This is a genomic window from Micromonospora avicenniae (genome assembly GCF_900156065.1).
GTDB classification, from domain to species: Bacteria; Actinomycetota; Actinomycetes; order Mycobacteriales; family Micromonosporaceae; genus Micromonospora; species Micromonospora avicenniae.
The window spans coordinates 32,197-58,897 of record NZ_FTNF01000024.1 but is presented as its reverse complement, the minus strand read 5'-3'; the positions used below and the strand labels follow the sequence as shown (position 1 = coordinate 58,897).

Genomic DNA, 26,701 nt, shown 5'->3' with positions numbered 1-26,701 from the left:
ACAGGTAAGCAACTGCGGGTCGGCATGGTCGGCTACGCGTTCATGGGCGCCGCGCACTCGCAGGCGTGGCGCACCGTGAACCGGGTGTACGACCTACCGGCGCGGGCCCGGATGTCGTTGATCTGCGGCCGGGATTCCGGGAAGGTGGCCGAGGCCGCCGACCGGCTCGGTTGGGAGGCGTACACCACCGACTGGCGTGACCTGGTCAGCCGGGACGACATCGACGTTGTCGACGTCTGCACCCCGGGCGACAGCCATGCCGAGATCGCACTCGCCGCGTTGGCCGCCGGTAAGCACGTGCTGTGCGAGAAGCCGCTGGCCAACACGGTGCAGGAGGCGAGGGAGATGGCCGCCGCGGCGGCTACGGCCCAAGCCGCCGGCGTACGGTCGATGTGCGGGTTCAACTACCGCCGGGTACCCGCGGTCACGATGATGCGCCAGCTGGTCGCCGACGGACGGCTCGGAGTGATCCGGCACGTCCGGGCGGTGTACCTGCAGGACTGGATCGTGGACCCGCAGTTCCCGCTGGTCTGGCGGCTGCAGAAGGACAGGGCGGGGTCGGGCGCGCTCGGGGACATCGGCGCGCACATCATCGACCTGACCCAGTACGTGACCGGTCAGCGGATCACGGGGGTGAGCGCGGTGACCGAGACGTTCGTCAAGGAGCGGCCGCTGCCCGCCGAATCGAGTGGGCTGGCTGCCACGGCGAACGGTGCCGACGGTCAGGTCGCCGACGGGGCCGCTCCGGCCACCGGACCGGTGACCGTGGACGACGCGGCGCTCTTCGTGGCCCGGCTCGACGGCGGTGCGCTCGCCACCTACGAGGCGAGCCGCTTCGCCACCGGCCGCAAGAACGCCCTGCGGGTGGAGATCAACGGCTCGCTGGGCAGCGTGGTGTTCGACCTGGAACGCCTGAACGAGCTGGAGTTCTACGACGCCACGCGACCCACGGCCGAGCAGGGCTTCAGCCGCATCCTGGTGACCGAGGGTGAGCACCCGTACATGTCGGCCTGGTGGCCGCCGGGGCACATCATCGGCTACGAGCACTCGTTCACGCACCAGATGCGCGACTTCATCGAGGCGATCGCCACCGGTGCCGACCCGGCTCCCTCTTTCGCCGACGCGCTGCAGGTCCAGTTGGTGCTGGACGCGGTGGCCCGCTCGGCGGAGACGAGTTCGTCGTGGACGGAGGTGGAACCCGCGCTCACCGCGGTGCCCGCCTGACGTCCTCCGGCCCGGCCGGGCACCCTCCGGCCGGGCCGCACATTCCCGATCCGCCTGCGGGGGCGTCGACGCCGCCCCCGCCCGATGAGTACCTCCGGACCGACCGGCGAGGGCCGGCCGCGGTTGCGCCCCGTGGCCGGGACGAGGTCGAGTCCGGAGGGCGTGCACCGGGCCGGCGCCCGGTGGCACACGCAGGACGGCCGTCCGGTGCGGCCGGACCGGGATTCCCCGGCCGCACCGGAGGACCGCCACCATCCCGACGATCCGGAGGAGCAGATGGCACCGTCCATGTCTCGCGAGACCGTCATCGAGCGTTCCCGCCGACCCGGGGTGCACGTCGGCCACTGATACGTCCGGCCGGGGCGGTGGGCCACCGCCCCGACGCGGATGCGGGGGAGGCAGGGTCGAGACGCCGACCGACCCTGCCTGCCACCCCGTCCGTCCGCACCCGACCGGGATCGGCCGGCGACGTTGCCGCCGACTTCGACGCCGGACCGTCCCGGCGGACGGGCGGACGGGGCCCATCCGTTCAGACCCATAGTTTTCCGAGGCAACTTCTGATATCAATGTAATTCGATACACAACGGTCCTCCTGATCGGGGAAGGAGCGCCATGCGTACGGGTGTCTGGCTGGTGGGAGCACGCGGATCGGTCGCGACCACGAGCATCGTCGGAGGGCTCGCTCTGCGGGCCGGCCTCGCCGGGCCGGCCGGCTGCGTCACCGAACTTCCCGAACTGCGCGGGCCCGCCCTTCCCGCCTTCGCCGACCTGGTCTTCGGGGGCCACGACGTGGTCACCACCCCACTGACCAAGCGAGCCGAGGCGCTGGCCGCCGCCGGTGTGCTGCCCGGCCGGCTGGTCGCCGCGCTCCCGGACGAGCTTGCCGCGGTCGAGGACGAGCTGCGTCCCGCACCGACCGGCGCCACCCAGGCGGTACGAGCCGTCGCCGCCGCCCGGGATCTGATCGGCTTCCGCGACCGGCACGAGCTGGACCGGCTGGTCGTGGTCAACGTCTCGGCCACCGAGCCGCCCGCCCACCCCCACCCCGGGCACGCCGACCCGGCCGCCCTGCGCGCCGCGCTGGCCGGCCCGCACGAGGTGCTGCCCACCAGCTCCCTCTACGCGTACGCGGCCCTGGAGGCCGGCTGCCCGTACGTCGACTTCACCCCGTCGACCGGGGCGCGGCTGCCCGCCCTGCACGCGCTGGCCGTCGAGCGCGGACTGCCGTACGCCGGGCACGACGGCAAGACGGGGGAGACCCTGGTGAAGTCGGTGCTCGCCCCGATGTTCGCGATGCGGCACCTGCGGGTGCGCTCCTGGTCGGGGCTGAACCTGCTCGGTGGCGGTGACGGCGCCAACCTGGTCGACCCGGGCGCCAACGCGGCGAAGGTGGAGAGCAAGCAGCGGGTGCTCGGCGAGACACTGGGCTACGTCCCGCAGGGCGAGACCCGGATCGACTTCGTCGAGGAGTTGGGAGACTTCAAGACCGCCTGGGATCTCATCACCTTCTCTGGTTTCCTCGACACCCGGATGCGGATGGAGTTCACCTGGCACGGCTGCGACTCCGCGCTCGCCGCGCCGCTGGTGCTCGATCTGGCCCGGCTCACCGCGGCCGCGCACGCGGCCGGCGAGGTCGGCCCGCTGACCGAGTTGGGCTTCTTCTTCAAGGACCCGCTCGGCTCGCCGTCCCACTCGCTCACGGAACAGTGGGTCCGGCTCGTGAACTTCACGCGGAGCCTGCACGCCGGGCAGGAGAGCGCCGATGGCCACGCTGGCTGACCTGGTCGAGCTGGTCCGCGCGCCGGCCGCCCTGTCGGTTCCCGGGGACGTCGTCGCCGGCGCCGCCGCGGCCGGGGTGCTCGATCGGCGTACGCCCGCACTGGCCGGAGCGTCGGTGCTGCTCTACTGGGCGGGGATGGCCGCCAACGACTGGGCGGACCGGCGGCTGGACGCCGTCGAACGGCCGGAACGGCCCATCCCCAGCGGCCGGGTCCACCCGGGCACGGCGGTCGGCCTCGCGGCGGGCCTCACCACCGCCGGGGTCGCCCTGGCTGCTGCCGCCGGCGGTCGGCGCGCGGCTGCGGTCGCGGTGCCGCTGTCCGTCACCGTCTGGGGCTACGACCTGCGCGCGAAGAACACCCCAGCGGGTCCGGCCGTGATGGCCGCCTGCCGGGGTCTGGACGTGCTGCTGGGCGCGAGCGGCGGTCGGCTGACCCGCGCGCTGCCGGCGGCGCTCACCGTGGCCGCGCACACCTGGACGGTCACGGCGCTCTCCCGCCGGGAGGTCACCGGCGCCGACCCGGCCCTGCCGCTCGGCACGCTGGCCGGCACCGCCGTCGTCGCGGCGGCCGCCGCGCGGGCCGCCCGGCACACTCCCGACGGCGACCTCACTGGCCGCGACCTCTTCGGGCGGGTCGGCGCCGGCCGCGGCGACGACCCGGCCGGGCGTGACCCCGACGCGCAACCCGCCACCTCGTCCCGTGCGGACGCCCGGCCGTGCGGCGCCCACGCTTCGCGCCGGACCGACCGGATCCGGGCGCGCCTGAGCCCACAGCGCGGTTCCGGGGACGGAAGAGCGGCGTCGTTGCGCGGCACGCTCGCCGCCGTGGTGCCGGCGGCGCTCGCCGCCTGGTACGCGGCCGGCTACGGCGCCGCGCAGGCCCGGGTGGTGGCCGAGCCCAGCGCCGGTCGCGTCCGGGCAGCGGTCGGCGCGGGCATCACCGGGCTGCCCGCGCTGCAGGGTGCGCTCACCGCGCGGGGCGGCGCCGGCCTGCTGGGCCTGGCGGTCGCGGCCGCGGCGCCGCTGGGGCGGCGGCTTGCCCGGATGGTCTCCCCGACATGAGCACCGCGACCGATCCGTCAGCCCGCCGGACCGACTCGACCGACCGCCCCCGGGGCACCGGCCCGCGTTTCGGGTACGGCACGAACGGCTTCGCGAACCACCGTCTCGACGATGCGCTCGCCGTGCTGGCCGACCTGGGTTACGCGGGGGTGGCGCTCACCCTCGACCACGACCACCTCGACCCGTTCGCGCCGGGGCTGGCCCGCCGGGTGACCGCGCTCCGGCGGCGGCTGGACGCGCTCGGCCTCGCCGTGATGATCGAGACGGGTGCGCGCTACCTGCTCGACCCGTGGCACAAGCACGCTCCGACGCTGCTGCACGACGACCCGACCCGCCGCGTCGAGTTCCTGCGCCGGGCCGTACGGATCGGTGCCGACCTGGGCGCGGAGGCGGTGTCGTTCTGGGCCGGCGTACGTCCCGAGCACGTCCCGCCCCGGGCGGCCTGGGACCGGCTGGTCGCCGGCTGCGCGACGGTGGTCGACGCCGCCGACCGGGCGGGCGTACGGCTGGGCTTCGAGCCGGAGCCGGGCATGCTGGTCGAGGACATCGCCGGCTGGAGACGGCTGCGCGCCGCGCTCGACGGACCGTCCTGCTTCGGCGTGACCCTCGACATCGGACACTGTCGCTGCCTGGAGCCGCAGCCGGTGGACCGCTGCGTCCATGAGGTCGCCGAACACCTGGTGAACGTCCAGATCGACGACATGCGCCGGGGCGTCCACGAGCACCTCGAGTTCGGCGAGGGTGAGATCGACTTCCCGCCGGTGCTGCGGGCGCTGGACGACGCCGGCTACCACGGTCTCGTCGCCGTGGAACTGCCCCGGCACTCGCACGCCGCTCCCGCCGTCGCCGCCCGCTCACTGGAGTTCCTGCACGCCGCCGCGGCGCGGGCGGGCATCCTGCCGGACGCGCCGGCACCACCTGCGCGGGTGGCCCAGCCCGCCGTGCCGGCCCAGCCGGACGCCACCGCGCCCCTCCGCTCTGCACCCACCGACGCGCCGTCGACCGGAACGGCCCCGGTGCTTATGTAGGTGCAGAGCAGAGGGAGGTCCGAGGCGTACCCACGCCGGTGCCGCGGCCTTCGTCGCGAGCACGCCGCGGTTCCGGCCGCGGCACGGCGCACGGCGATGCGGTCGCGGCGTCGCGACCGGGCCACGGCCACCGGCGCGGCTTCCGGCCGCGGCCGGGGAGGCGACGCTCGGGCACCCACGGCGATACGCGCAGGCTCCGGGATCCGGAGCGGCGCCGAGGGGAGGCACGATGACAGTGGATCATCTCCGGGTGGCCCTGCGGGGCGTACCCGACCCGGACTGGCTGGACGAGGCGCTGCGGCAGGTGGCGGTCGACCCGGCCACGATCACCAGGTTCTTCCCGGCCGCCGGCCGGCGCTGCGGTCGGGCCGCGCTGCCCGGCACACCCGGCTGGACCGCTGACGAGGCCGCCCGCGCACTACTGCTCACCACCCTGCCCGCCGACCACGCCGAATACGCCGACAGCCTCTACCGGCGGGGCGACGCGGCCGAGAAACGGGCCGTGCTCAAGGCCCTGCCGCTGCTGCCGATCGGCGCGGCGGCGGTGCCCCTGCTGCACGACGCGATCCGGACCAACGACACGCGGCTGCTCGCCGCCGCGCTCGGCCCGTACGCCCGGCACCTCGACGCCGCCGCGTGGCGGCAGGCGGTCCTGAAGTGCGTCTTCACCGGGGTGCCGCTGGCCGCCGTGGCCGACCTCGACGTCCGCGCCGACGGCGAGCTGGCCGTGATGCTCGCCGGTCTCGCCGACGAACGGCACGCCGCCGGGCGGAACATGCCCGCGGACGCCACCGACCTGCTCGGCCGGCTCACCGCCGGCTCCGGCCGACCCACCGCCACGGAGGCGTGATGCGCATCTTCGACCCACACATCCACATGACCTCGCGCACCACCGACGACTACGAGCGGATGGCCGCGGCCGGAGTACGAGCGGTGGTCGAGCCGGCGTTCTGGCTCGGGCAGCCGCGTACCAGTCCCGCCTCGTTCACCGACTACTTCGACTCGCTGGTCGGCTGGGAGCCGTTCCGGGCCGGGCAGTTCGGCGTACGGCACTACGCCACCATCGCGTTGAACCCGAAGGAGGCCAACGACCCGCGCTGCCGGCCGGTGCTCGATCTGCTGCCGAACTACCTGGAGAAGGACGGTGTGGTGGCGGTCGGGGAGATCGGGTACGACTCGATGACCCCGGAGGAGGACGACGCGTTCGCCGCGCAGCTCGCGCTCGCCGTGGCGCACGACCTGCCCGCGTTGGTGCACACCCCGCACCGCGACAAGGCCCGGGGCGTGGAGCGCAGTCTCGCGGTGGTCCGCGAGTCCGGCATCGAACCCGGCCGGGTGGTGCTCGACCACCTCAACGAGGTCACCGTGAAGCTCGTTCGGGACACCGGCTGCTGGCTCGCCTTCTCCATCTACCCCGACACGAAGATGTCACCGCCCCGGATGGTGGAGATCCTGCGGGAGCACGGCACCGAGCGGATGCTGGTCAACTCGGCCGCCGACTGGGGGCGTTCGGACCCGCTGCTAACCCGGGCCACCGCTGAGGCGATGCTGGCGGCCGGGTTCACCGCCGACGACGTCGACCAGGTGCTGTGGCGCAACCCGGTGGAGTTCTACGGCCAGTCCAAGCGGCTCGACCTGACCGACGTGGAGGTCACCGACCTCGATCCGCCGCCCGCGACCTTCGCCGGCAACTCGATCCTGCGCGGGGGGAGCTGATGCGACTGCGGCACGCGTCCGGCGAGCTCGTTCACCTCGGCTACTGCACCAACGTGCATCCGGCCGAGGACCTCGCCGGCATCATCGCGCAACTGGACACCTACGCCGTTCCGGTCCGCCAGCAGCTCGGCTCCGACCTGCTGGGGCTCGGGCTCTGGCTGGCGGCCCCGGTCGCCGCGGCGCTCGCCGCCGAGCCGGCGGCCCGCCTCCGGCTGCGAGCCGAGCTGACCGCGCGGGGCCTGGAGGTGGTCACCCTCAACGGCTTCCCGTACGCGGCCTTCCAGGCCCCGGTGGTCAAGGGCGACGTCTACCACCCGGACTGGACCACGCCGGACCGGCTCGCCTACACCCTGGACCTGGCCCGGGTCCTCGCCGATCTGCTTCCCGACGACGCGGCCCGCGGCTCCATCTCCACCCTGCCGCTGGCGTGGCGATCGCCGTGGGACGCCGCCCGCGCCGGGACGGCCCGGGCGCGGCTGGACCAGCTCGCCGCCGGGCTGGCCGAGGTGGAGCGGGACACCGGTCGACGGATCCGGGTCGGGTTCGAGCCGGAACCCGGCTGTCTGGTGGAGAGCACGAAACAATCCGCTGCCATGCTGTCCGCAATGGACACCGAACGACTCGGCGTGTGCGTCGATCTCGCGCACCTCGCCTGCGCTTGGGAGGAGCCGGCCGAGGCGCTGACCCGGCTGCGCGCGGCCGGCCTGCCCGTGGTGAAGGTGCAGGTCTCGGCCGCCCTGGAGGCGGCCGACCCGGTCGGCTCCGCCGAGGCGCTCCGACGTTGGGTCGAGCCGCGCTTCCTGCACCAGACCCGGGCCGCCGGTTGCGCGGTCGGCGACGACCCGGCCGATCCGGCGTACGCGGCGGACGACCTCGACGCCGCGCTCGACGCGCGGCTGCCGGGGCGGTGGCGGGTGCACTACCACGTGCCGTTGCACGCTCCGCCCGAGGCGCCGTTGGAGTCCACCGTCCCGGTGCTGCGCGCCGCGTTGACCGAGCTGTTCAGCGGCCCGGACGCGGGCTGCGACCACCTCGACGTCGAGACCTACACCTGGGGGGTGCTGCCGGAGGCGCGGCGCCCCCGCACCGACGCGGAGCTGGCCTCGGGGATCGCCGCCGAGCTCGCCTTCGCCCGGGCCGAGCTGACCGCGCTCGGCCTCGCGCCCGTCGGCCCGGCGGGCGTGCCAGATCAGGGATCGCCGCGCAGCGGCGTCGAGCGGAGCGAGGTGCCGGCATGAGTCGTCGTCTGGTGGTGCTGGACGTGGTCGGGCTGACCCCCCGGTTGCTGGCGCACATGCCGCGGCTGCGGGCGGTCGCCGAGCGTGGCTTCCAGGCCGAGCTCGGTACCGTGCTGCCGGCGGTGACCTGCTCGGTGCAGTCCACGTTCCTCACCGGGGAGCCGCCCGCCGGGCACGGCATCGTGGGCAACGGGTGGTACTTCCGGGACCTCGGCGACGTGCTGCTCTGGCGGCAGCACAACGCCCTCGTCGGCGGGGAGAAGCTCTGGCAGGCGGCCCGGCGGGTCGAGCCCGGCTACACGGTGGCCAACGTCTGCTGGTGGTACGCGATGGGTGCGGACGTCGACTGGACGGTCACGCCCCGGCCGATCTACCACGCCGACGGGCGTAAGGACCCGGACTGCTACACCGACCCGCCGCAGCTGCACGAGGCGCTCACCGGGCGGCTCGGCACCTTCCCGCTCTTCAGCTACTGGGGTCCGGGCGCCGGGCTGGCCTCCTCCGCCTGGATCTGCCGGGCGGCCGAGCAGATCCTCGCCGACCAGGCACCGGACCTGACCCTGGTCTACGTGCCGCACCTGGACTACGACCTGCAACGGCACGGCGCCTCCTCGCCCCGGGCCGCGGCCGCCGCGGCCGAGTTGGACGTGGTGCTCGGCCCGCTGCTCGACGCCGCCGAGGCCCGGGACGCGACAGTGGTGGTGCTGTCGGAGTACGGCATCACCGACGTGTCCCGCCCGGTCGACGTCAACCGGCTGCTGCGTGCCGAGGGGCTGCTGCGGGTGCACACCCAGGCCGGCATGGAGTACCTGGATCCGTGGACGTCCCGAGCGTTCGCGGTCGCCGACCACCAGGTCGCGCACGTCTACGTGCGGGACGCGGCGGACGTGCCGGCGGTGGCGAAGCTCTGCGCCGGCCTGCCCGGGGTGGCCGAGGTGTTGGACGCCGACGGCAAGGCCGCGTACGGGCTGGACCATGAGCGGGCCGGAGAGCTGGTGCTCGTGGCCGAGCCGGATGCCTGGTTCACCTACTACTACTGGCTGGACGACGACCGGGCGCCGGACTTCGCCCGGCTCGTGGAGATCCATCGCAAGCCCGGGTACGACCCGGCCGAGCTCTTCTTCGACCCGGCCGCTCCCGCGGCGGCCAAGCGTCGGGCAGCGGTGGCGCTGGCCCGGAAGAAGCTCGGCATGCGTTACCTGATGAGTGTGGTCGGGCTGGACGCGGGCGCGCGGGCGGTACGCGGTTCGCACGGACGGCTGCCGGCCGACCCGGCGGACGGGCCGGTGCTGCTCTGCTCGGACCCGGCCGCGGCCCGGGAGCGTCTCGCCGCGACGGACGTGAAGCCGCTGCTGCTGGAGCTCGCCGGGCTCGGCGCGGCCACGAAGGAGGACACCCGGTGACGGTCACGGTTGCGCCGACCGACGCGAGTGGCCTGCGGGGCCGTTTCGACGCCGAGCTGGCCGCGTTCCTCGACCGTCAGGGGCCGGACTGGCCGGACGGCGCGCCGCGTGGCGTGTTCACCGCGTTGCAGCGGTTCGTGCTGGCCGGTGGTAAGCGACTGCGTCCGCTCTTCTGTTACTGGGGCTGGCGCGGTGCCGGTGGGGAGGATGGTGCGCCCATCGTGGTGGCCGCGGCCGCCCTGGAGTTGTTCCACGCGTTCGCCCTGATCCACGACGACATCCTCGACGGCAGTGACCGCCGCCGGGGGGAGCCGTCGGTGCACCGTCTCTTCGCCGACCTGCACGCGCGTTCATCGTGGCGGGGCGACCCGGAGACGTACGGGCGGAATACGGCCCTGCTCTGCGGGGACCTCTGCGCCGCCTGGTCGGACCAGATGTTCCACGAGTGCGGCCTGCCCACCGAGCAGGTGCACCGGGGGTACGCGATGTTCGCCCTGATGCGTACGGAGGTGATCGCAGGGGAGTACCTGGACCTCGTCTCCGGGGTCGGGGACGGCTCGGTGGCGAGCGCCCTGACCGTGATCCGGATGAAGGCCGCCCGCTATACGGTCACCCGGCCGTTGCAGATCGGCGCGGCGCTGGCCGGTGGCCCGCCGGAGCTCATCGAGAGGCTCGCCGATTTCGGCGACCCGTTGGGCGACGCGTTCCAGCTCCGCGACGACGTGCTCGGCGTCTTCGGTGATCCGGCGGTCACCGGCAAGTCGATCCTGGACGACCTGCGCGAGGGCAAACCGACGGTGATGATGGCGCTGGCCCGCAGCGCCGCCGACCGGACGCAGACGGCACGGCTGCGCGAACTCTTCGGCAATCCCGAGCTGGACGCCGACGGCGCGGCCGAGCTGCGCACGATCATCGAGGCGACCGGCGCGCGGACCCGGATCGAGCAGATGATCCGGGTGCGTACCGAGCAGGCGCTGGCGGCGCTCGAGCGTGCGCCGGTGGACACCGCGACCCGCGCGGCGCTGATCGGCCTCGCCGAGCAGGCGATCGACCGCCGCTCCTGACCAGCCCCTACCCGCGACTTTCGACAGGTCGAGCGGAAGTCCGGTTCGGCCCGGCAGAAGGTATAGACACATTCAAGTGTGTAACTTAATGTCGTGGCCAATACCACACTGTTTCGTCGAGGCGAACCGGCGGCGCGGTAACCCATCGACTGGTGACCTCCGCGCGGGTGGCTCCAGCGTCGGAGTGTTCACGGCCGGCCGGATCGGCACCCCGGCGGGCCACACCGCAACCCCCCCGCTACGGCCCCGGCGCGTCGGCGCGCGCCCCGCCTGGCAGTCAGTCGTCAGGAAGGGACAGCCCCACCATGTCCAGATCGGACAGAATCCACCACCGACCCCGACGTCGGCTCACCGCCGGTTCGGCCTTGCTGCTGGTCGTCGCGGCCGGCACGGTCTCCCTCGGCGCGGGCCCGGCCGCCCTCGGCGGCCCGACTCCGGCTCAGGCCCATCCGATCAACGCCACCGACTTCCAGCAGGTCGAGCTCGCCCGCGGCGTCGCCGAGCTGGGCGAGCCGATGTCGTTGGCCGTGCTGCCGGACCGCTCGGTACTGCACACCGCGCGCAACGGCACACTGCGGCGCACCGACGCGAACGGCACCACCACCGTGGCCGGCACCATTCCCGTCTACACCCACGACGAGGAAGGCCTGCAGGGCGTCGGGGTGGACCCGAACTTCGCCAGCAACCGGCACATCTTCCTCTACTACGCGCCGCCGCTCGCCACCCCGGCCGGCGACGCGCCGGCCACCGGCACCGACTTCTCCGCCTGGCAGGGCGTCAACCGGCTGTCCCGCTTCACCCTCAACGCCGACTTCACCATCAACCAGGCCAGCAAGGTCGACGTGCTCGACGTGCCCGCCGACCGGGGCCTCTGCTGCCACGTCGGTGGCGACATCGACTTCGACGCCGCCGGGAACCTCTACCTCTCCACCGGCGACGACACCAACCCGTTCGACTCATCCGGGTACGCCCCGATCGACGAACGCACCAACCGCAACCCCGGGTTCGACGCGCAACGCAGCGCCGGCAACACCAACGACCTGCGCGGCAAGATCCTCCGGATCAAGGTGAACGCGAACGGCACGTACTCGATACCCTCCGGGAACCTCTTTCCGGCCGGCACCTCGGGCGCCCGCCCCGAGGTCTACGCGATGGGTTTCCGTAACCCGTTCCGGATGAGCGTGGACAAGGCCACCGGCATCGTCTACGTGGGTGACTACGGGCCGGACGCCGGCTCGACCAGCGCCACCCGCGGCCCGTCGGGTCAGGTCGAGTTCAACCGGGTCGCCGGGCCGGGCAACTACGGCTGGCCGTACTGCACCGGCACCAACACCAGCACCGAGACGTACAACGAGTGGAACTTCGCCACCAACGCCACCGGCCCGAAGTTCAACTGCACCGGCGGCCCGACGAACAATTCGTTCCGGAACACCGGTCGGCCCACCCTGCCGCCGGCGCAGCCCGCCTGGATCCGCTACGGCGGTGACGCGGGCAGCCCGTCCGAGTTCGGTGGCGGCTCGGAGTCCCCGATGGGCGGCCCGGTCTACCGGTACAACGCCGCCAACCCCTCGACCACGAAGTTCCCGCAGTCCTTCGACGGTCAGTTCTTCGCCACCGAGTTCGGCCGCGGCTGGATCAAGCCGATCCACGTCAACGCCGACGGCTCCCGGGGCACCATCGACGCCTTCCCGTGGACCGGCAAGCAGGTGATGGACTCGGCCTTCGGCCCGGACGGCGCGTACTACGTCCTGGACTACGGCACCGGCTACTTCAACGGGGATGCCAACTCGGCGCTCTACCGCTTCGACTACATCGGCGGCGGCAACCGGGCACCCACGGCCCGGGCGGCAGCCGACAAGACCTCCGGCGCCGCCCCACTGACCGTGGCGTTCTCCTCGGCGGGCTCGTCGGACCCCGACGGCGGGGCGCTGACCTACCAGTGGGCCTTCGGGGACGGCACCACCTCCACGGCGGCCAACCCCACGAAGACCTACACCGCCAACGGCACGTACACGGCAACCCTCACCGTGCGTGACCCGCAGGGTGCCACCGGCAGTGCCAACGTGGTGATCAACGTCGGCAACACCGCGCCCACGGTGACCATCACCAACCCCGGGAACGGCAAGCTCTTCTCCTTCGGCGACTCGGTGCCGTTCAGCATCACCGTCACCGACCCGGAGGACGGCACGATCGACTGCACCAAGGTCAAGATGACCTACGTGCTCGGCCACGACCAGCACGGGCACCAGATCACCTCGCAGAACGGCTGCTCCGGCACCATCACGATCCCCGTCGACGGTGAACACGACTACGCGGCGAACATCTTCGCGATCTTCGACGCCGAGTACACCGACGCGGGAGGCCTCACCACCCACACCCAGCACACTCTCCAGCCCCGGCACCGCCAGGCCGAGCACTTCAAGACCTCGTCGGGGATCAACACCTTCGACAAGGCAGCGGCCGAGGGCGGCAAGACGGTCGGCGACATCCACAACGGCGACTGGATCGCCTTCGAGCCCTACCAGGTCGGCAACGTGACCTCGTTCACCGCCCGGGTCTCGTCGGCCGGTGCCGGCGGCACCCTCCAGCTGCGGACCGGCTCGGCCACCGGCACCGTGATCGGGTCGGCCACCGTGCCCGTGACCGGCGGCTGGGAGACCTTCACCACGGTCACCGGCACGGTCACCAGTCCGCCCGCCGGCACCACGACGCTCTACCTGACGTTCGCCGGGTCGGGCACCGGGGCGCTCTACGACGTGGACACCTTTACCCTGAACACCGGCGGCGGCACGTCCGGCACGGGTCCGATTCGGGGTCTGGCGGGTAAGTGTCTGGACGTGCGGAGTGGCGCCACGGCGGACGGCACCCAGATCCAGCTCTACACCTGCAACGGCAGTGCCGCGCAGACGTGGACGGTGACGCCGAATTCGACCGTCCGGGCGTTGGGTAAGTGCCTGGACGTGTCGGGTGGTGGGTCCGCGGACGGCACGAAGATCCAGTTGTGGACGTGCAACGGTACGGGTGCGCAGAACTGGTCGGCGCAGGCTGACGGGACGTTGCGTAATCCGCAGTCGGGCAAGTGTCTGGATGTGTCGGGCAACAATTCGGCCGACAGCACGCCGGTGCATCTGTGGACCTGCACGGGTGCGGCGAATCAGAAGTGGATCCTGCCCTGAGTTGAGTGGAAGGGCCCCTTGTCGACGCATATCGTTGGGCAGGGGCCCCTCCAGACCAGTCTGAGGAGAGCTGAGATGCGCAGACTTCTGCGATCCGTCCTCGGTGGGGCCACCGCTGCCCTCGCCGTCATCGCCTGCACCAGCCCGGCAACCCCGGCCAGCGCGGCCGACGCTCCGTACGACGTGCTGGTCTTCTCCAAGACCGCCGGTTTCCGGCACGACTCGATCGCGGTCGGCACCCAGGCCATCCGCGACCTCGGCGCGGCGAACAACTTCACGGTCACCGCGACCGAGGACGCCGCCGCCTTCACCACCGGCAACCTCGCCCAGTACGAGGTGGTCGTCTTCCTCAACACCACCGGTGACGTGCTCAACGCCAGCCAGCAGACCGCCTTCGAGTCGTACATCGGCTCGGGTCGCGGCTACGTCGGGGTGCACGCGGCCGCCGACACCGAGTACGGCTGGTCCTTCTACGGCAACCTGGTCGGCGCGTACTTCGCCTCGCATCCGGCCATCCAGCAGGCCAACGTCAAGGTGGAGAACCGAGGCCATGCGGCCACGGCGCACCTGCCGCAGACCTGGACCCGCACCGACGAGTGGTACAACTACCAGACCAACGCCCGCTCCACGGCCCGGGTGCTGACCACCCTCGACGAGTCGTCCTACTCCGGCGGCGGGATGGGTGCCGACCACCCGCACTCCTGGTGCAAGACGTACAACGGCGGCCGCGCCTTCTACACCGGCGGCGGCCACACCCAGGCGTCGTACGCCGAGCCCGCGTTCCGCGCCCACCTGCTCGGCGGCATCCGGTACGCGGCCGGCCGGACGAAGGCCGACTGCCGTCCCGAGACCGGCTACACCGCCCTCTACAACGGCTCGACCACCGGCTGGTCGCAGGCCGGACCGGGCAACTTCACCAACGCCGACGCCACCCTCACCTCGGTCGGTGGGATGGGTCTGCTCTGGTACAGCGCCAAGCAGTTCACCAACTACTCGCTGAAGCTGGACTGGCGGATGGCCGGCGACGACAACTCCGGTGTCTTCATCGGCTTCCCACCGTCGAGCGACCCCTGGTCAGCCGTGGACAACGGGTACGAGGTGCAGATCGACGCCACCGACGCGGCCGACCGCACCACCGGAGCGGTCTACACCTTCAAGTCGGCCGACATCGCTGCCCGGGACGCGGCACTGAACCCGCCGGGGGAGTGGAACACCTACGAACTGCTCGTCGAGGGGGAGCGGCTCCAGGTCTTCCTCAACGGCACGAAGATCAACGATTTCACGAACACCGACCCGGCCCGCTCGCTCGCCGGGCACATCGGCCTGCAGAACCACGGCACCGGCGACGACGTCTCGTTCCGTAACGTCCGGATCAAGGAGCTCGGCGGTACGCCCCCGCCGGGCGGCAACGCCACCGTCCAGGCGGAGGCGTTCAGTTCGGCCGGCGGGGTCAGCGCGTTCGGCAAGCCCGGCGCGAACGGCGGTCAGACGCTCGGCTACATCGACCCGGGCGACTGGGCGGCGTACAACGGGGTCGACCTGACCGGCGTCACCTCGTTCCGGGCGCGGGTCGTCTCCGGCGGCCCGGGCGGCACCATCCAGATCCGTACCGGTTCGACCACCGGCCCGCTGCTCGGCTCGGTGGCGGTGCCGAACACCGGCAGTTGGACCACGTTCGCCGACGTGACGACGACGCTCTCCGGCGTGCCGTCGGGCGCGCAGAACCTCTACCTGACCTTCACCGGCTCCGGTGGCGGCCTGTTCGACGTGGACGAGTTCACCCTGGTGAAGGGGACCGGCGGCGGCACGTCCGGCACGGGTCCGATTCGGGGTCTGGCGGGTAAGTGTCTGGACGTGCGGAGTGGCGCCACGGCGGACGGCACCCAGATCCAGCTCTACACCTGCAACGGCAGCGCCGCGCAGACGTGGACGGTGACGCCGAATTCGACGGTCCGGGCTCTGGGTAAGTGCCTGGACGTGTCGGGTGGTGGGTCCGCGGACGGTACGAAGATCCAGTTGTGGACGTGCAACGGCACGGGTGCGCAGAACTGGTCGGCGCAGGCTGACGGGACGTTGCGTAACCCGCAGTCGGGCAAGTGCCTGGACGTCTCCGGCAACAACTCCGCCGACAGCACGCCGGTGCACCTGTGGACCTGCACGGGTGCCGCGAACCAGAAGTGGATCCTGCCCTGACCCTTACCCTGCCCCGAGGCTGTCGTGCGGGTGGTCGGCGGGCGCGGTGGCCGGCACCGTCGCCGGTGGCGTAGAGCTGGCCGGACGCCGACAGGTCACCGCCGCCCGTCGCACCTTCTCTGGAGCCTGATGACTCAGCGGCATATTTATGCCTCTGAGTCATCAGGCCCAGCCGGGTCTTCCCACCCGGATCACGACACGCCGGCACCGGGTGCGCCCGCACTGAAGGGCCCCGGGAAGCTCGCCGCCGCCCGCCGCCCGCCGCCCGCCGCCTGCCGCCTCCGGCCGCTGCCGGTCGCCGCTCACGGGCGAGGCCTTCCGTGGCGGTGGCGGCGGCCATAGAGTGGGGGCGGCGATCGTGGAGGTGGCCGGCGATCCGGCGGGAGGCGCAACCCGGCGGGTCCAGGTGCGTACGCGTACCCGTCGGCATCGCCGCGCTCGCCGGGCACCACCGGTCACCCTCGCCCCGGTCCGCAGGTACGGAATCCCCCATCACCACAGGGGAGAGAAGGACAATGGCGCGACCAATCACGCTCTTCACCGGCCAGTGGGCCGACCTTCCGTTCGACGAAGTGTGCCGGCTCGCCTCCGAATGGGGGTACGACGGTCTCGAGATCGCCTGCTGGGGCGACCACTTCGAGGTCGACAAGGCGCTGGCCGACGACTCGTACGTCGAGCGCAAGCGGGAGACCCTCGCCAAGCACAACCTGAAGGTCTACACGATCTCCAACCACCTGGTCGGCCAGGCCGTGTGCGACCACCCCATCGACGAGCGGCACCAGGACATCCTGCCCGCGCGGATCTGGGGCGACGGTGAGCCCGAGGGGGTACGCCAGCGCGCCGCCGAGGAGATCAAGGACACCGCGCGGGCGGCGGCGAAGCTCGGCGTCAAGACCGTCGTCGGCTTCACCGGCTCGTCGATCTGGCACGCGGTGGCGATGTTCCCGCCGGTGCCGCCGTCGATGATCGAGCGCGGCTACCAGGACTTCGCCGACCGGTGGAACCCGATCCTCGACGTCTTCGACGAGGTGGGCGTGCGCTTCGCGCACGAGGTGCACCCCAGCGAGATCGCGTACGACTACTGGACGACGAAGCGGACCCTGGAGGCGATCGGCCACCGCGAGGCGTTCGGGCTCAACTGGGATCCGTCGCACTTCGTCTGGCAGGAACTCGACCCGGTCAACTTCATCTTCGACTTCGCCGACCGGATCTACCACGTCGACTGCAAGGACGCGAAGGTGCGTACCGGTGATGGCCGGCGTGGCCGGCTCGCCTCGCACCTGCCGTGGGCGGACATGCGGCGCGGCTGGGACTTCGTCTCCACCGGCCACGGCGACGTGCCCTGGGAGGACTGCTTCCGGGCGTTGAACGCGATCGGCTACGACGGGCCGATCTCGATCGAGTGGGAGGACGCCGGCATGGACCGGCTCGTGGGTGCGCCGGAGGCGCTCCAGTTCGTCCGCCGGCTCGCCTTCGACGCGCCCGAGGCCGCGTTCGACGCGGCGTTCAGCAGCAAGGACTGATCCGCCGACGCGCACGGACGACCACCATCGCTCCCGCCGCCGGAGACGATCGGTCGTACGGGGCGCGTGGGCCCGGGTTCACAGCGGGCAGGGGCCGCATCCGTGCACCGGATGCGGCCCCTGGCGTTCACGTGCCGGGTCGGTCAGCCCCGCAGACCCGACATGTGCTGGTAGCTGATCTCCGCGTACCGCAGCGAGCGGCCCGGGTCGGTAGCGCCACCCGGCGCGTTGTCCTGCTCCCACATCGGGTTGTGGTAACCCTTCGCGCCCATGTTGGCGAAGAAGTTGCCGTAGTCGATGTCGCCCTCGCCGAGCGGCACCATCGCGTAGCCGGCCGCGCTGGCCGGGTCGTAGGTGCCGTCCTTGGCGTGGAACAGCGGGAACCGGATGGGCTGCGCGGCGACCACGGCCAGCGGGTCGAAGACGCTGGTCTGGGTCACCCCGTCAGGGTCGGTGTAGCTGCGGAACCGGTGCTGGGCCACGTGCGCCCAGTAGATGTCCATCTCGAACCAGACCCACTCCGGGTTGGTACGCGCGATGAAGTACTCCAGCTTGCGGACGCCGGACGACCGGGTCGGGCGGCCCTGGGCGTCCAGCGGCCCGCTGTCGCGCAGGAAGTCGTACGCCGCGTCGTGGTTGTGCGTGTACAGCTTGAGCCCACGGGCGGCGGCCATCTCGCCGAAGGTGTTCCACCGGTCGACGGCGGCGTCCCAGTCGGCCTTGTAGTTGCTGCCGGTCGGGTCGCTACCCGTGCCGATGTGAGTCATGCCGAGGATCTCGGCGGTGTCGAGGGTCTGCTCGAACTGGGCGATGGTGGTCGGGTTGACGGTGCTGGGGACGGAGGCGTGCGAGCCGTTGGCGCGCAGCCCGTTGTCGTCGAGGATCTTGCGAATCTCCTCCGGCGTGATCTGCCGGCCGAGGATCGAGGTGTGCTGGGTGTAGCCGGCGAACTCGACCTCCTTGTAGCCGATCTCGGCGATTCGGGCGAGCACCCGCTCGAAGCCGTACGGCACGCCCGTGGCGTCCGGGGCCGCGCTGATCCGGTCCCGGACGCTGTAGAGGATGATGCCGCGCTTGCCGGTGGGGACGAGCAGGCCGTTGCCGGCGATGGCCGGGGTGCCCAGGCCGGTGGCGCCGACGGCGGCCGCGCCGGCGACGCCGGCCAGGGCGCCGAGCATCCGGCGACGACTCATTCCGTGCTGACTTTCGTTCATCTGCTGCTGCCTCTCTCGGTGCTGGTTTCCGGTGTTGCGGACGGTGGGCGGTGGCCGCGGGACCGCCCCTGGCGGCCCCGCGGCCCCGGCGTCACGGGGTGACGCCGATGCCCTGACCGGCGAACTCGATCCAGTTCAGGTTTCCGAAACCGCTGGTCGGGCCGCCGGGGACAGTGGTGAACCGGAGGTAGAGCCGGTGCGCGCCACCCGGGTCGGTGATCGGGACGGTGGTGCTCGTGTAGGCGTTGTTGCCGCTGGTCGCGTTGATCACGGCGGTGTTCAGCAGTGGGCCGGTGGGCGAGTCCAGCCGCAGTTCGACGCCGAACCGGGGCTGCCCGGCGGTGGCCGCGCTGCCGCCCGAGGTACGCAGGGTGACCGACTGCATGTTGAGCAGGTTCACCGTGCCGTTGATCGCGATCCAGTCGCCCGGGTCGAGGCTGCCGCGCTGCTGCCCGCCACCGCTGTCGGCGCTGGTGCCGACCGTGGTGCCGGACTGGTCGGCGGCGAACTCGACCTCCTGCCGCTTGTCCTGGATGACCTGCTGGTCCACGGTCGTCAGGGCGGGCTGCCCGTTGGCCCCTCGGTCGGTGTAGGACGCGCTGACCACGCCGTAGATGTATCCGCCGTGCGAGGCGTCGTCCGGATCTGTGGGCAGCACGCCCGAGCAGCCGAACTGGTTGGCCTCGCCGTGGCCGTGGCTGTCGTGACCGAGCACGAAGGTCACCTCGACCTTGGCGCAGTCCACTGCCCCGTCCTCGGGGTCGGTGACGGTCACCGACCACGGGATGGAGTCACCCCAGCTGAAGAAGCCACCCTCCAGCGGGGTCTCGACGGTGACCGTGGGCGCGGTGTTGCCGACCGTGATCGTGGTGTTGGCCGACGCCGTCTTGCCGCTGGAGTCGGTCACCGTGAGCCGGGCGGTGTAGACGCCGTTGGCGGTGTAGGTGTACGTCGGGTTCGGGTCGACGGAGTCGGTGGTGCCGTCGCCGTCGAAGTCCCAGGCGAACGAGATGGAGTCCGCCGGGTCCGGGTCCTTCGACCCCTCACTGCTGAAGTTGACGCTCAGCGGCGCGACGCCGTTGGTGCGGTCGGCCGCGACCACCGCGGTAGGCGCCCGCAGGCCCTTGACGTAGCTGAACTTCAGCATCGCCGCGTCCGGGTTGACGTTGAAGAATCCGTCCCCGTACGTCAGCAGGTAGAAGTTGCCGTCCGGACCCCACTTCATGTCCATCGGGTTGTCGCAGAGGAACGGCTTCGCCGGGGTGCTCGGCCCCTGGCCGCAGTTCAGCACGTCGTTGATCTTCAGGATGTCGCCCTGGCCGTCCAGCCGGATCTCCTTGAGCGTGTCCCGGGTGAACTCGCCGAAGAAGATCGAGCCGTCGAAGTATGCGGGGAACTTCGTCTCCGACCTCAGCTCCGGGTCGAAGTCGTAGCGTGCCGCGCCGTGCGGCCCGACCCCGCCGGTGCCCAACTCGGGAAAGAGCACGGGGCAGGTCTGCGTCGGGGTGGACAGGTAGGACTCCGGGCACGGGGTCGGTGCCTGGAACGAGTACCAGAGCTCAGACTTCTCCACCGCCGGCAGGTCGGTCAGGCCGGTGTTGTGCCGCGAGGTGTTCCGCGGTGCCGCGCAGTCGAACGGCGCGACCGGGGAGATCGGGTTGGTGGTCCAATTCATCTCGATGTACGGCAGGTTCGGCTGCACGCACATCGGCCAGCCGTAGTTGGCCGGCTTGTCGACCACCATCATCCGGCCGGTGCCTGCCGGCCCCCGCCCGACCGCCGGGGTCGACGAGTCCGGTGAGTAGTCGGTGACGTAGGCGCGGTCGTCCTTGTCGAGGGTGAGCCGGAATGGGTTCCGGAAGCCCATCGCGTAGATCTCCGGCCGGGTCTTGTCGCCCGGGTCCTGCGCCTCAGGGAAGAGGTTTCCCGCCGGCACCGTGTAGCTGCCGTCCGGCTGCACTGTGATGCGGAGCAGCTTGCCGCGCAGGTCGTTGGTGTTGGCCGAGCTGCGCCGGGCGTCCACGAACGGCGCCTGGTAGACGCCGGTGGCGCTCACCGAGTCGTTGTGCGGGGAGAAGCCACCGGACCCGCCGCCGCCGGCCGGGGTGTCGTCACCGGTGACCAGCCACAGGTTGTTGTGCGAGTCGAAGGCGATGTCACCGGCCACGTGGCAGCATGCGCCTCGGTCCACCGGCACCTGCATGATCTTCTGTTCCGACGCCACGTCCAGGCTCGGGGTCTCGCCGTCGACGAACTTGAACCGGGAGAGCTGGAAGTAGCCCTTCCACGGGTCCCAGGCCGCCGGGTCGGTGCTCGTGGTCGGCGCGCCGCCGGCCGGAGTGTTCAGCGGCGGCGCGTAGTAGAGGTAGACCCACTTGTTGGTGGCGAAGTCCCGGTCGATCGCCGGGCCGTACATCCCGTCCTCGCTGTGGGTGTAGACCGGGATCTGGGCCAGCACGCTGGTCGTGTTGGTCTCCGGGTCGTGCAGCCGTACGCCGCCACGGCGGTCGGTCTGGATCACCCGGCCGTCGGGAAGCACGTCGAAGCCGATCGGCTCGTTCACGTTCGGCTGCGCGCCGATGACCGTCATCTGGTAGTTGGCCAACACCGTCGCGCCGCAGTCGCCGTTCGTGGCCCCGGACGCCCACTGGATAGCTCCGGCGAGGTGCGCCCGCAGGTCGGCGCCACCGTAGCTTTCCGGAGTGGCGCCGAGCCCGGTGTAGAACGAACGGCCGCCCTGGTAGTCCTTGCACCAGGTGATCGGGTGGTCGAAGCCCATGCTGCCGCCGCTGTACGTCTTCTCGTCCACCGTGGCCAGGACGTGCGAGACACCCCGGACGTTGGCCGCGAAGTTGTACCACCGGTCGGTGGTGTTCCACCGCTCCGGCAGCGGTGCGGACGCCGGGTGCACCCGGTCGGCGACGGTCACCCTGGCGGCGCTGGCCGGCGTGGGCGCACCGACGGCCCGCGTGCCGAGCACGTTGTCGAGGAAGGCCCAGCCGGGCTCCGCCTCGATCGCGGAGTGCACGCCGACGAAGCCGCCGCCGTCGCGGTAGTACTGCTCGAATGCGGCCTGCTGGTCGTCGTCGAGTACGTCGCCGGAGGTGTTCAGGAACACCACCGTGCGGAACTGCTTGAGATGCGGCTCGTCGAACTTCCGGGCGTCGTCGGTCACCTCCACGGTGAACCGGCGGTCGTTGCCGAGTTCCCGGATCGCCTCCACGCCGGCGGCGGTTGCGGCGTGGCCGCCGTTCGCGGATCGGGTGAAGACGAGCACCTTGTACTGGATGCCGTTGTTGTCCGGGGCCGGGGCGGCCTGTGCCGGTGCGGCCCCGTGCGGCTCGGTCGCGACGAGCGTCGCGCCGACGAGGGTGAGAAGACTCAGGTAGGTGGCGGCTCTTCGGCCGATGGGTCTGCGCATCGAACCTCGCTCTGGTCGGGCGGGTCCGCCTCAGCGTCGTGACGTCGCCGAGGAGGTCGCGGGGGAGTACCGAGAGCCTGGCCAGGTTCTACGCAGGACGATATTGGCGCCCGCCACTGAATAAAAGAGGCGAGCGCCAAAAGTTTTCGTCTATGCGGCTGAACTTTTGCTTCAATCGGAGAAAGTCGTCAGGGTTCCGGCCGAACCATCTGACATGCGTGGACACGCCACAGACCCGACCGCCAGCATGGCGGCCGGGTCCGTACGCGCTGTTGTCAGAGGGTGCTGCCCGAGCCGGATGGCTTGGGCCTGGTCGACCCGGCGGCGGCACCGCCGCTGGCCGAGTTCGGGCCGGACTTCGCGCCCACGGTGGCCGGCGAGCCCGCAAAAGCGTCGTCGGCGGCGGTCAGGCCGTGCTTGCTGCCGTTGCCGGTCAGCTTCTCGCCCAGCTTGGTCTGACCGAGTTTGTCCTTGCCCTCGCTGTAGAGCCGGGTCGCCTGGGCCTGCGCGACACCCGCCGCTTCCTGCACGGTGGGGTGGTCGAGCACCTTACGGCCCCGGATCATCAGCTCCTCGTACTTCTCCCGGCCGGCACGGGCGCCCAGGACGAATCCCGCAGCCAGCCCGCCAAGAAACATCAGTTTTCCGCGCATGGCGGCTCCTTCCGTACCTGACGCGCCGTCGCCCGCCGGGCTCACTCCCGGCGGTACGACCAACTCGCGCCTGCGTTCCGTCGTCCGCAGCTAACTACCCATCCTGCTCCGCGCTCATACCTGCTTGTGCCCTGATGGCGATTTGTCCGACTTGCCGATTCTGCCACCCGCCCGGCCACCCGCGTGCTCGGGGCGGTAACCCCCTGGACCAACACCCCTGGGAGTCCTGTACTCTTGTCACCGTCGCACGGGGCCGGAGAGATCCGGAACTGGGCAACGGCGGTCCCCTGTAGCTCAATTGGCAGAGCAGCCGGCTGTTAACCGGCAGGTTATTGGTTCGAGTCCAATCGGGGGAGCCACTCGAAACGCCCGTCGGTACTGCCGGCGGGCGTTCGTCGTTCCCCGTCGTGGCCGTTGGCGGCCGACCGCACGGACGGCCCCGCTACGACGACCTTTCTGTGCCCGGGCGTCCGGCTTGTACGGGGACCCCTGGGGCCCATGATATTTAGCCCGTTTGGCCCGAAAACGCCCGCTTGGCCGGGCAGGATGAGCGGTGCCGGCGTCAGGGTCGCCTACGTCCGCCGGCACGTCGAATCACGGGTGGGGGCGGATGTCCGGAGCGCTGGGTCGCGGCCGGGCCACACTTGTCGCGCTCGTCGTCGTGCTCGCGTGGCTGGTCGTCGGCGGGCTCGCCGGCCCGTACTCGGGACGGCTCTCCGACGTGGCGACGAACGACAACGCCGCATTCCTTCCCGCCGACGCGGAAGCCACCCGGGCACAGGAGCTCTCCCGCGGCTTCATCCAGCGGCAGACGACGCCCGCCCTCGTCGTCTACGAACGCACCACCGGCCTCACCGACGCCGACAAACGCAAGGTGAGCGCCGACGCCGCCCGCTTCGCCCAGGTCCCCGGCGTGGTCGGGCCGCTGCCGCCGCCCATCCCCAGCGCGGACGGGCAGGCGTTGCAGGTGGTCGTACCGATCGACGACGCCGAGGGGGAACGGATCGGCACGGTAGTCGAACAGCTGCGCGCCATCACCGGCGACGGTGGTGGCGGGCTCACCGTGGACGTCGCCGGCCCGGCCGGCCTGCTCGCCGACCTGATCGAGGTCTTCTCCGGCATCGACGGGGCGCTCCTGCTGGTCACCCTCTGCGTGGTGCTGGTGATTCTGCTCGTGGTCTACCGCAGCCCGGTGCTCTGGGTCTTCCCGCTGCTCGCCGCCGGGATGTCGTACGCCCTGGCGTCGCTCTTCGTCTATCTGCTCGCCGACGCCGACCTGGTCACCCTCAACGGGCAGGCACAGGGGATCCTCACCGTGCTGGTCTTCGGCGCCGGCACCGACTACGCGCTGCTGCTGGTGGCCCGCTACCGCGAGGAACTGCACCGGCACGACCGCCCGTGGGACGCGATGCGCGCCGCCTGGCGGGGCGCCGCCCCGGCCGTCATCGCCTCCGGCGGCACCGTCATCCTGAGCCTGCTCTGCCTCCTGCTCTCCAGCCTGAACTCCAACCGAGCACTCGGCCCGGTCGCCGCCGTCGGCATCGCCGCGACCCTGCTGGTGATGCTCACGTTCCTGCCCGCGCTGCTGGTGCTCGGCGGCCGGTGGGCGTTCTGGCCGCGACGGCCCCGGTACGACCCGGGCGGGACGCAGATCGAGCACGGGCTCTGGAGCCGGATCGCCGGCTTCGTGGCCCGCCGCGCCCGCCCCGTCTGGTTGATCACCGCCGTCGGGCTGGGCGTGCTCGCGATCGGTCTCATCCAACTCGGCACCACGACGCTGGGCCAGTCCGACCTGTTCACCAAACGCACCGACTCGGTGGCCGGCCAGGACGTGATCGCCCGGCACTACCCGGCGGGCACCGGCAGCCCGGCCACGATCATCGCAAACGAGGCCGCCGCGAGACAGGTCACCGAGGCGGCCCAGGGCACCCGCGGGGTGGCCGACGTCCGACCGGTCACCCGCGAGCGGACGGCGGGTACCGGGCCACCCGGCCCGCCGCTGGTCGTCGACGGCAGGATCCAGCTCGAGGCGACGCTCACCGACCCGCCGGACAGCACGGGCGCGGAGCGGACCATCCGCGACCTGCGCGCGACGGTGCACCGGGTACCCGACGCGGACGCCCTGGTGGGGGGTTTCACCGCCACCAACGTGGACATCACCGCCGCCGCGGAACGGGATCAGAACGTCATCATCCCGGTCGTGCTGGCGGTCATCGCCGTCATCCTGTCCCTGCTGCTGCGCGCCCTGCTCGCCCCGCTCCTGCTGATCGCGACGGTGCTGCTCTCGTTCACCGCCACCCTCGGGCTCTGCGGCGTGTTGTTCCGCCACGTCTTCGACTTCCCCGGCGTGGACGCCGCATTCCCGCTCTTCGCCTTCGTCTTCCTGGTCGCCCTCGGCATCGACTACAACATCTTCCTGATGAGCCGGGTCCGCGAGGAGTCGGTGCGCCGCGGCACCCGAGCCGGCGTCCTGGCCGGCCTCGCGGTCACCGGCGGCGTGATCACCTCCGCCGGCATCGTGCTCGCCGCGACGTTCTCCGCGCTCACCGTGCTGCCCCTCGTGGTCCTGGTCGAGTTGGGCACCGCGGTCGCGGTCGGCGTACTCATCGACACCATCGTCGTGCGCTCGCTGCTGGTGCCCGCGCTCGCGTACGACATCGGTCCGACCATCTGGTGGCCGGGCCGGCTGGCCCGGACGAGCCGTGCGGAGGGACGCCGTGACACTGGCTGAGACGGACGTGGTCATCGTCGGCGGCGGGCTGGCCGGCCTCGCGGCCGCCCGCCGGCTGCACCGTGCGGGCGTGCCCTGGCGGCTGCTGGAGGCCGGCGGCCGGCTCGGCGGCCGGGTCGCCACCGACGAGGTCGACGGCTACCTGATGGACCGCGGCTTCCAGGTGCTCAACACCGCCTACCCACGGCTCGGCGCCCTGCTCGACGTGAACAGCCTGCGACTCGGGTACTTCACCGCCGGTGTGCTGGTCCGCAAGGGTGACCGGCTGGTCCGGCTCGTCAACCCGCTACGCGAACCGGTCGCCGCCCCGGGCACCGCGTTCGCCGGGGTCGGCACGCTGCTCGACCGGCTCCGGTTCGCGGGGCTGGCCGCCGGCTGCGCCACCCTGCCCGCCGGGAGGCTGCTCGACGCGCCGGAGATCACCACCGAGGTCGCGCTGCGCCGCGCCGGGCTCTCCGACGCGCTCATCGAGGAGCTGATCCGCCCGTTCCTCTCCGGGGTTCTCATCGACCGGGAACTGGAGACCTCCAGTCGGGTCTTCGCGATGGTGCTCCGCTCGTTCGCGCGCGGCCGCAACGGCCTGCCCGCCGAGGGGATGGCAGCGCTGCCGCGGGCGGTAGCCGCACCGCTGCCGGCCGACCTCATCGACCTGGACACCCCGGTCGCCGAGGTCGCTCCCCGGCGGGTCCGCACCCAGGCCGGCGACATCCGCTGCCGTGCCGTCGTGGTCGCCGTCGACCCGCCGGCGGCGACCACACTGCTACCGGCCCTGAGAGCGGTACGCATGCACAGCTACACGACCTACTACCACAGCACCGACCAGCCCCCGGTCGACGAGCCGATCCTGCTCCTCGACGGCGATCGTCGCGAGTTGATCACCAACACGGTGGTCGCGAGCCGGGCCGCGCCCACGTACGCGCCGGCCGGGCGGCACCTGGTGGCCACCTCGGTGGTCGGTCCGACGCCCCCACCCGAGCCGGCCGTACGGCTGGAACTGGAGCGGCTCTACGGACGGTCCACAGCCGACTGGACGCACCTGACCACCGTCTCCGTTCCCGAGGCGCTGCCCGCCGCACCGCCGCCGCAAGGGCGGCTGCGCAAGCCCGTGGCGCTCGGCGACGGGCTCTTCGTGGCCGGTGACCACCGGGACAGCCCGTCCATCCAGGGGGCGCTGACGAGCGGCTGGCGGGCCGCAGGCGCGGTGCTGAGGCAACTCCGGGACGGCGGGAGGTGAGCGACGACTATCCGACCCCGGCCCGATCCGGATGAGCGCGC

17 protein-coding genes and 1 tRNA gene are annotated in these 26,701 nt (G+C 71.9%); 15 read left to right on the top strand and 3 right to left on the bottom strand.

What is annotated here, in order from left to right; translation table 11 throughout:
- Positions 1-24 precede the first annotated feature (24 nt).
- The 12 genes from BXA10_RS25895 to BXA10_RS25835 all read left to right on the top strand — a co-directional run bounded on the left by BXA10_RS25895 (position 25) and on the right by BXA10_RS25835 (position 17,407).
- Positions 25-1,224, top strand: a complete 1,200-nt coding sequence (locus BXA10_RS25895; protein ID WP_139338151.1) for a Gfo/Idh/MocA family protein — start codon at positions 25-27, stop codon at positions 1,222-1,224.
- 612 nt (positions 1,225-1,836) lie between these two features.
- Positions 1,837-3,003, top strand: coding sequence for an inositol-3-phosphate synthase (locus BXA10_RS25885; RefSeq protein WP_076473454.1), 1,167 nt, complete (start codon positions 1,837-1,839; stop codon positions 3,001-3,003).
- Positions 2,987-4,066 carry an SCO3242 family prenyltransferase gene (locus BXA10_RS25880; protein WP_076473453.1) on the top strand — a complete coding sequence of 360 codons (1,080 nt, stop codon included), beginning with the start codon at positions 2,987-2,989 and terminating at the stop codon, positions 4,064-4,066. The genes BXA10_RS25885 and BXA10_RS25880 overlap by 17 nt, the downstream gene beginning before the upstream one ends.
- Positions 4,063-5,094, top strand: a complete 1,032-nt coding sequence (locus tag BXA10_RS25875; RefSeq protein ID WP_076473452.1) for a sugar phosphate isomerase/epimerase family protein — start codon at positions 4,063-4,065, stop codon at positions 5,092-5,094. Before BXA10_RS25880 ends, BXA10_RS25875 begins: the two co-directional genes overlap by 4 nt.
- 229 nt (positions 5,095-5,323) lie before the next feature.
- Positions 5,324-5,944 (top strand): EboA domain-containing protein, encoded by a 621-nt coding sequence (locus BXA10_RS25870; RefSeq protein ID WP_076473451.1) that lies wholly within the window; start codon positions 5,324-5,326, stop codon positions 5,942-5,944.
- Entirely contained in the window at positions 5,944-6,810 is an 867-nt protein-coding gene (locus BXA10_RS25865; protein ID WP_076473450.1) for a TatD family hydrolase, read from the top strand. The genes BXA10_RS25870 and BXA10_RS25865 overlap by 1 nt, the downstream gene beginning before the upstream one ends.
- Positions 6,810-8,048 carry a metabolite traffic protein EboE gene (eboE, locus tag BXA10_RS25860; protein ID WP_084753281.1) on the top strand — a complete coding sequence of 413 codons (1,239 nt, stop codon included), beginning with the start codon at positions 6,810-6,812 and terminating at the stop codon, positions 8,046-8,048. The genes BXA10_RS25865 and eboE overlap by 1 nt, the downstream gene beginning before the upstream one ends.
- Positions 8,045-9,451: an alkaline phosphatase family protein gene (locus BXA10_RS25855; protein ID WP_076473449.1), complete on the top strand. Its 1,407-nt coding sequence runs from the start codon at positions 8,045-8,047 to the stop codon at positions 9,449-9,451. Before eboE ends, BXA10_RS25855 begins: the two co-directional genes overlap by 4 nt.
- Positions 9,448-10,515 (top strand): polyprenyl synthetase family protein, encoded by a 1,068-nt coding sequence (locus tag BXA10_RS25850; RefSeq protein ID WP_076473448.1) that lies wholly within the window; start codon positions 9,448-9,450, stop codon positions 10,513-10,515. The genes BXA10_RS25855 and BXA10_RS25850 overlap by 4 nt, the downstream gene beginning before the upstream one ends.
- A gap of 305 nt (positions 10,516-10,820) precedes the next feature.
- Positions 10,821-13,691 carry a ricin-type beta-trefoil lectin domain protein gene (locus tag BXA10_RS25845; RefSeq protein ID WP_076473447.1) on the top strand — a complete coding sequence of 957 codons (2,871 nt, stop codon included), beginning with the start codon at positions 10,821-10,823 and terminating at the stop codon, positions 13,689-13,691.
- A 75-nt stretch (positions 13,692-13,766) separates the two neighbouring features.
- Complete coding sequence (locus tag BXA10_RS25840; RefSeq protein WP_076473446.1) at positions 13,767-15,884, top strand: ThuA domain-containing protein; 2,118 nt, start codon at positions 13,767-13,769, stop codon at positions 15,882-15,884.
- A 515-nt stretch (positions 15,885-16,399) separates the two neighbouring features.
- A complete protein-coding gene (locus BXA10_RS25835) occupies positions 16,400-17,407 on the top strand; it encodes a sugar phosphate isomerase/epimerase family protein (protein WP_076473445.1) in 1,008 nt (335 codons plus the stop codon).
- Between the two features lie 143 nt (positions 17,408-17,550).
- On the opposite strand, the gene BXA10_RS25830 is transcribed toward BXA10_RS25835, so the two are convergent.
- The 3 genes from BXA10_RS25830 to BXA10_RS25820 all read right to left on the bottom strand — a co-directional run bounded on the left by BXA10_RS25830 (position 17,551) and on the right by BXA10_RS25820 (position 22,695).
- Positions 17,551-18,621, bottom strand: a complete 1,071-nt coding sequence (locus BXA10_RS25830) for a sugar phosphate isomerase/epimerase family protein (protein WP_076473444.1) — start codon at positions 18,619-18,621, stop codon at positions 17,551-17,553.
- Between the two features lie 91 nt (positions 18,622-18,712).
- On the bottom strand, positions 18,713-22,042 hold the full coding sequence (locus tag BXA10_RS25825) for a ThuA domain-containing protein (RefSeq protein ID WP_076473443.1): 3,330 nt from the start codon (positions 22,040-22,042) through the stop codon (positions 18,713-18,715).
- A 275-nt stretch (positions 22,043-22,317) separates the two neighbouring features.
- Entirely contained in the window at positions 22,318-22,695 is a 378-nt protein-coding gene (locus BXA10_RS25820) for a hypothetical protein (protein WP_076473442.1), read from the bottom strand.
- Between the two features lie 283 nt (positions 22,696-22,978).
- Between BXA10_RS25820 and BXA10_RS25815 the strand changes: the two genes are divergently transcribed.
- The 3 genes from BXA10_RS25815 (at position 22,979) to BXA10_RS25805 (ending at position 26,660) form a co-directional block, all read left to right on the top strand.
- Positions 22,979-23,054 (top strand) — tRNA-Asn (locus tag BXA10_RS25815).
- A 251-nt stretch (positions 23,055-23,305) separates the two neighbouring features.
- Entirely contained in the window at positions 23,306-25,426 is a 2,121-nt protein-coding gene (locus tag BXA10_RS25810; RefSeq protein WP_076473441.1) for an MMPL family transporter, read from the top strand.
- Positions 25,419-26,660 (top strand): NAD(P)/FAD-dependent oxidoreductase, encoded by a 1,242-nt coding sequence (locus BXA10_RS25805; RefSeq protein WP_076473480.1) that lies wholly within the window; start codon positions 25,419-25,421, stop codon positions 26,658-26,660. The genes BXA10_RS25810 and BXA10_RS25805 overlap by 8 nt, the downstream gene beginning before the upstream one ends.
- Positions 26,661-26,701: the final 41 nt, after the last annotated feature.

What these genes read in the sequence shown, in the direction of transcription:
- BXA10_RS25880 (WP_076473453.1), top strand. Translation starts at nt 2,987, where the DNA reads ATGGCCACGCTGGCTGACCTGGTCGAGCTGGTCCGCGCGCCGGCCGCC.
- BXA10_RS25825 (WP_076473443.1), bottom strand. Translation starts at nt 22,042, where the DNA reads ATGCGCAGACCCATCGGCCGAAGAGCCGCCACCTACCTGAGTCTTCTC.
- BXA10_RS25865 (WP_076473450.1), top strand. Translation starts at nt 5,944, where the DNA reads ATGCGCATCTTCGACCCACACATCCACATGACCTCGCGCACCACCGAC.
- BXA10_RS25830 (WP_076473444.1), bottom strand. Translation starts at nt 18,621, where the DNA reads ATGAACGAAAGTCAGCACGGAATGAGTCGTCGCCGGATGCTCGGCGCC.
- BXA10_RS25810 (WP_076473441.1), top strand. Translation starts at nt 23,306, where the DNA reads ATGTCCGGAGCGCTGGGTCGCGGCCGGGCCACACTTGTCGCGCTCGTC.
- BXA10_RS25855 (WP_076473449.1), top strand. Translation starts at nt 8,045, where the DNA reads ATGAGTCGTCGTCTGGTGGTGCTGGACGTGGTCGGGCTGACCCCCCGG.
- BXA10_RS25895 (WP_139338151.1), top strand. Translation starts at nt 25, where the DNA reads ATGGTCGGCTACGCGTTCATGGGCGCCGCGCACTCGCAGGCGTGGCGC.
- BXA10_RS25875 (WP_076473452.1), top strand. Translation starts at nt 4,063, where the DNA reads ATGAGCACCGCGACCGATCCGTCAGCCCGCCGGACCGACTCGACCGAC.
- BXA10_RS25845 (WP_076473447.1), top strand. Translation starts at nt 10,821, where the DNA reads ATGTCCAGATCGGACAGAATCCACCACCGACCCCGACGTCGGCTCACC.
- BXA10_RS25835 (WP_076473445.1), top strand. Translation starts at nt 16,400, where the DNA reads ATGGCGCGACCAATCACGCTCTTCACCGGCCAGTGGGCCGACCTTCCG.
- BXA10_RS25840 (WP_076473446.1), top strand. Translation starts at nt 13,767, where the DNA reads ATGCGCAGACTTCTGCGATCCGTCCTCGGTGGGGCCACCGCTGCCCTC.
- BXA10_RS25820 (WP_076473442.1), bottom strand. Translation starts at nt 22,695, where the DNA reads ATGCGCGGAAAACTGATGTTTCTTGGCGGGCTGGCTGCGGGATTCGTC.
- BXA10_RS25885 (WP_076473454.1), top strand. Translation starts at nt 1,837, where the DNA reads ATGCGTACGGGTGTCTGGCTGGTGGGAGCACGCGGATCGGTCGCGACC.
- eboE (WP_084753281.1), top strand. Translation starts at nt 6,810, where the DNA reads ATGCGACTGCGGCACGCGTCCGGCGAGCTCGTTCACCTCGGCTACTGC.
- BXA10_RS25870 (WP_076473451.1), top strand. Translation starts at nt 5,324, where the DNA reads ATGACAGTGGATCATCTCCGGGTGGCCCTGCGGGGCGTACCCGACCCG.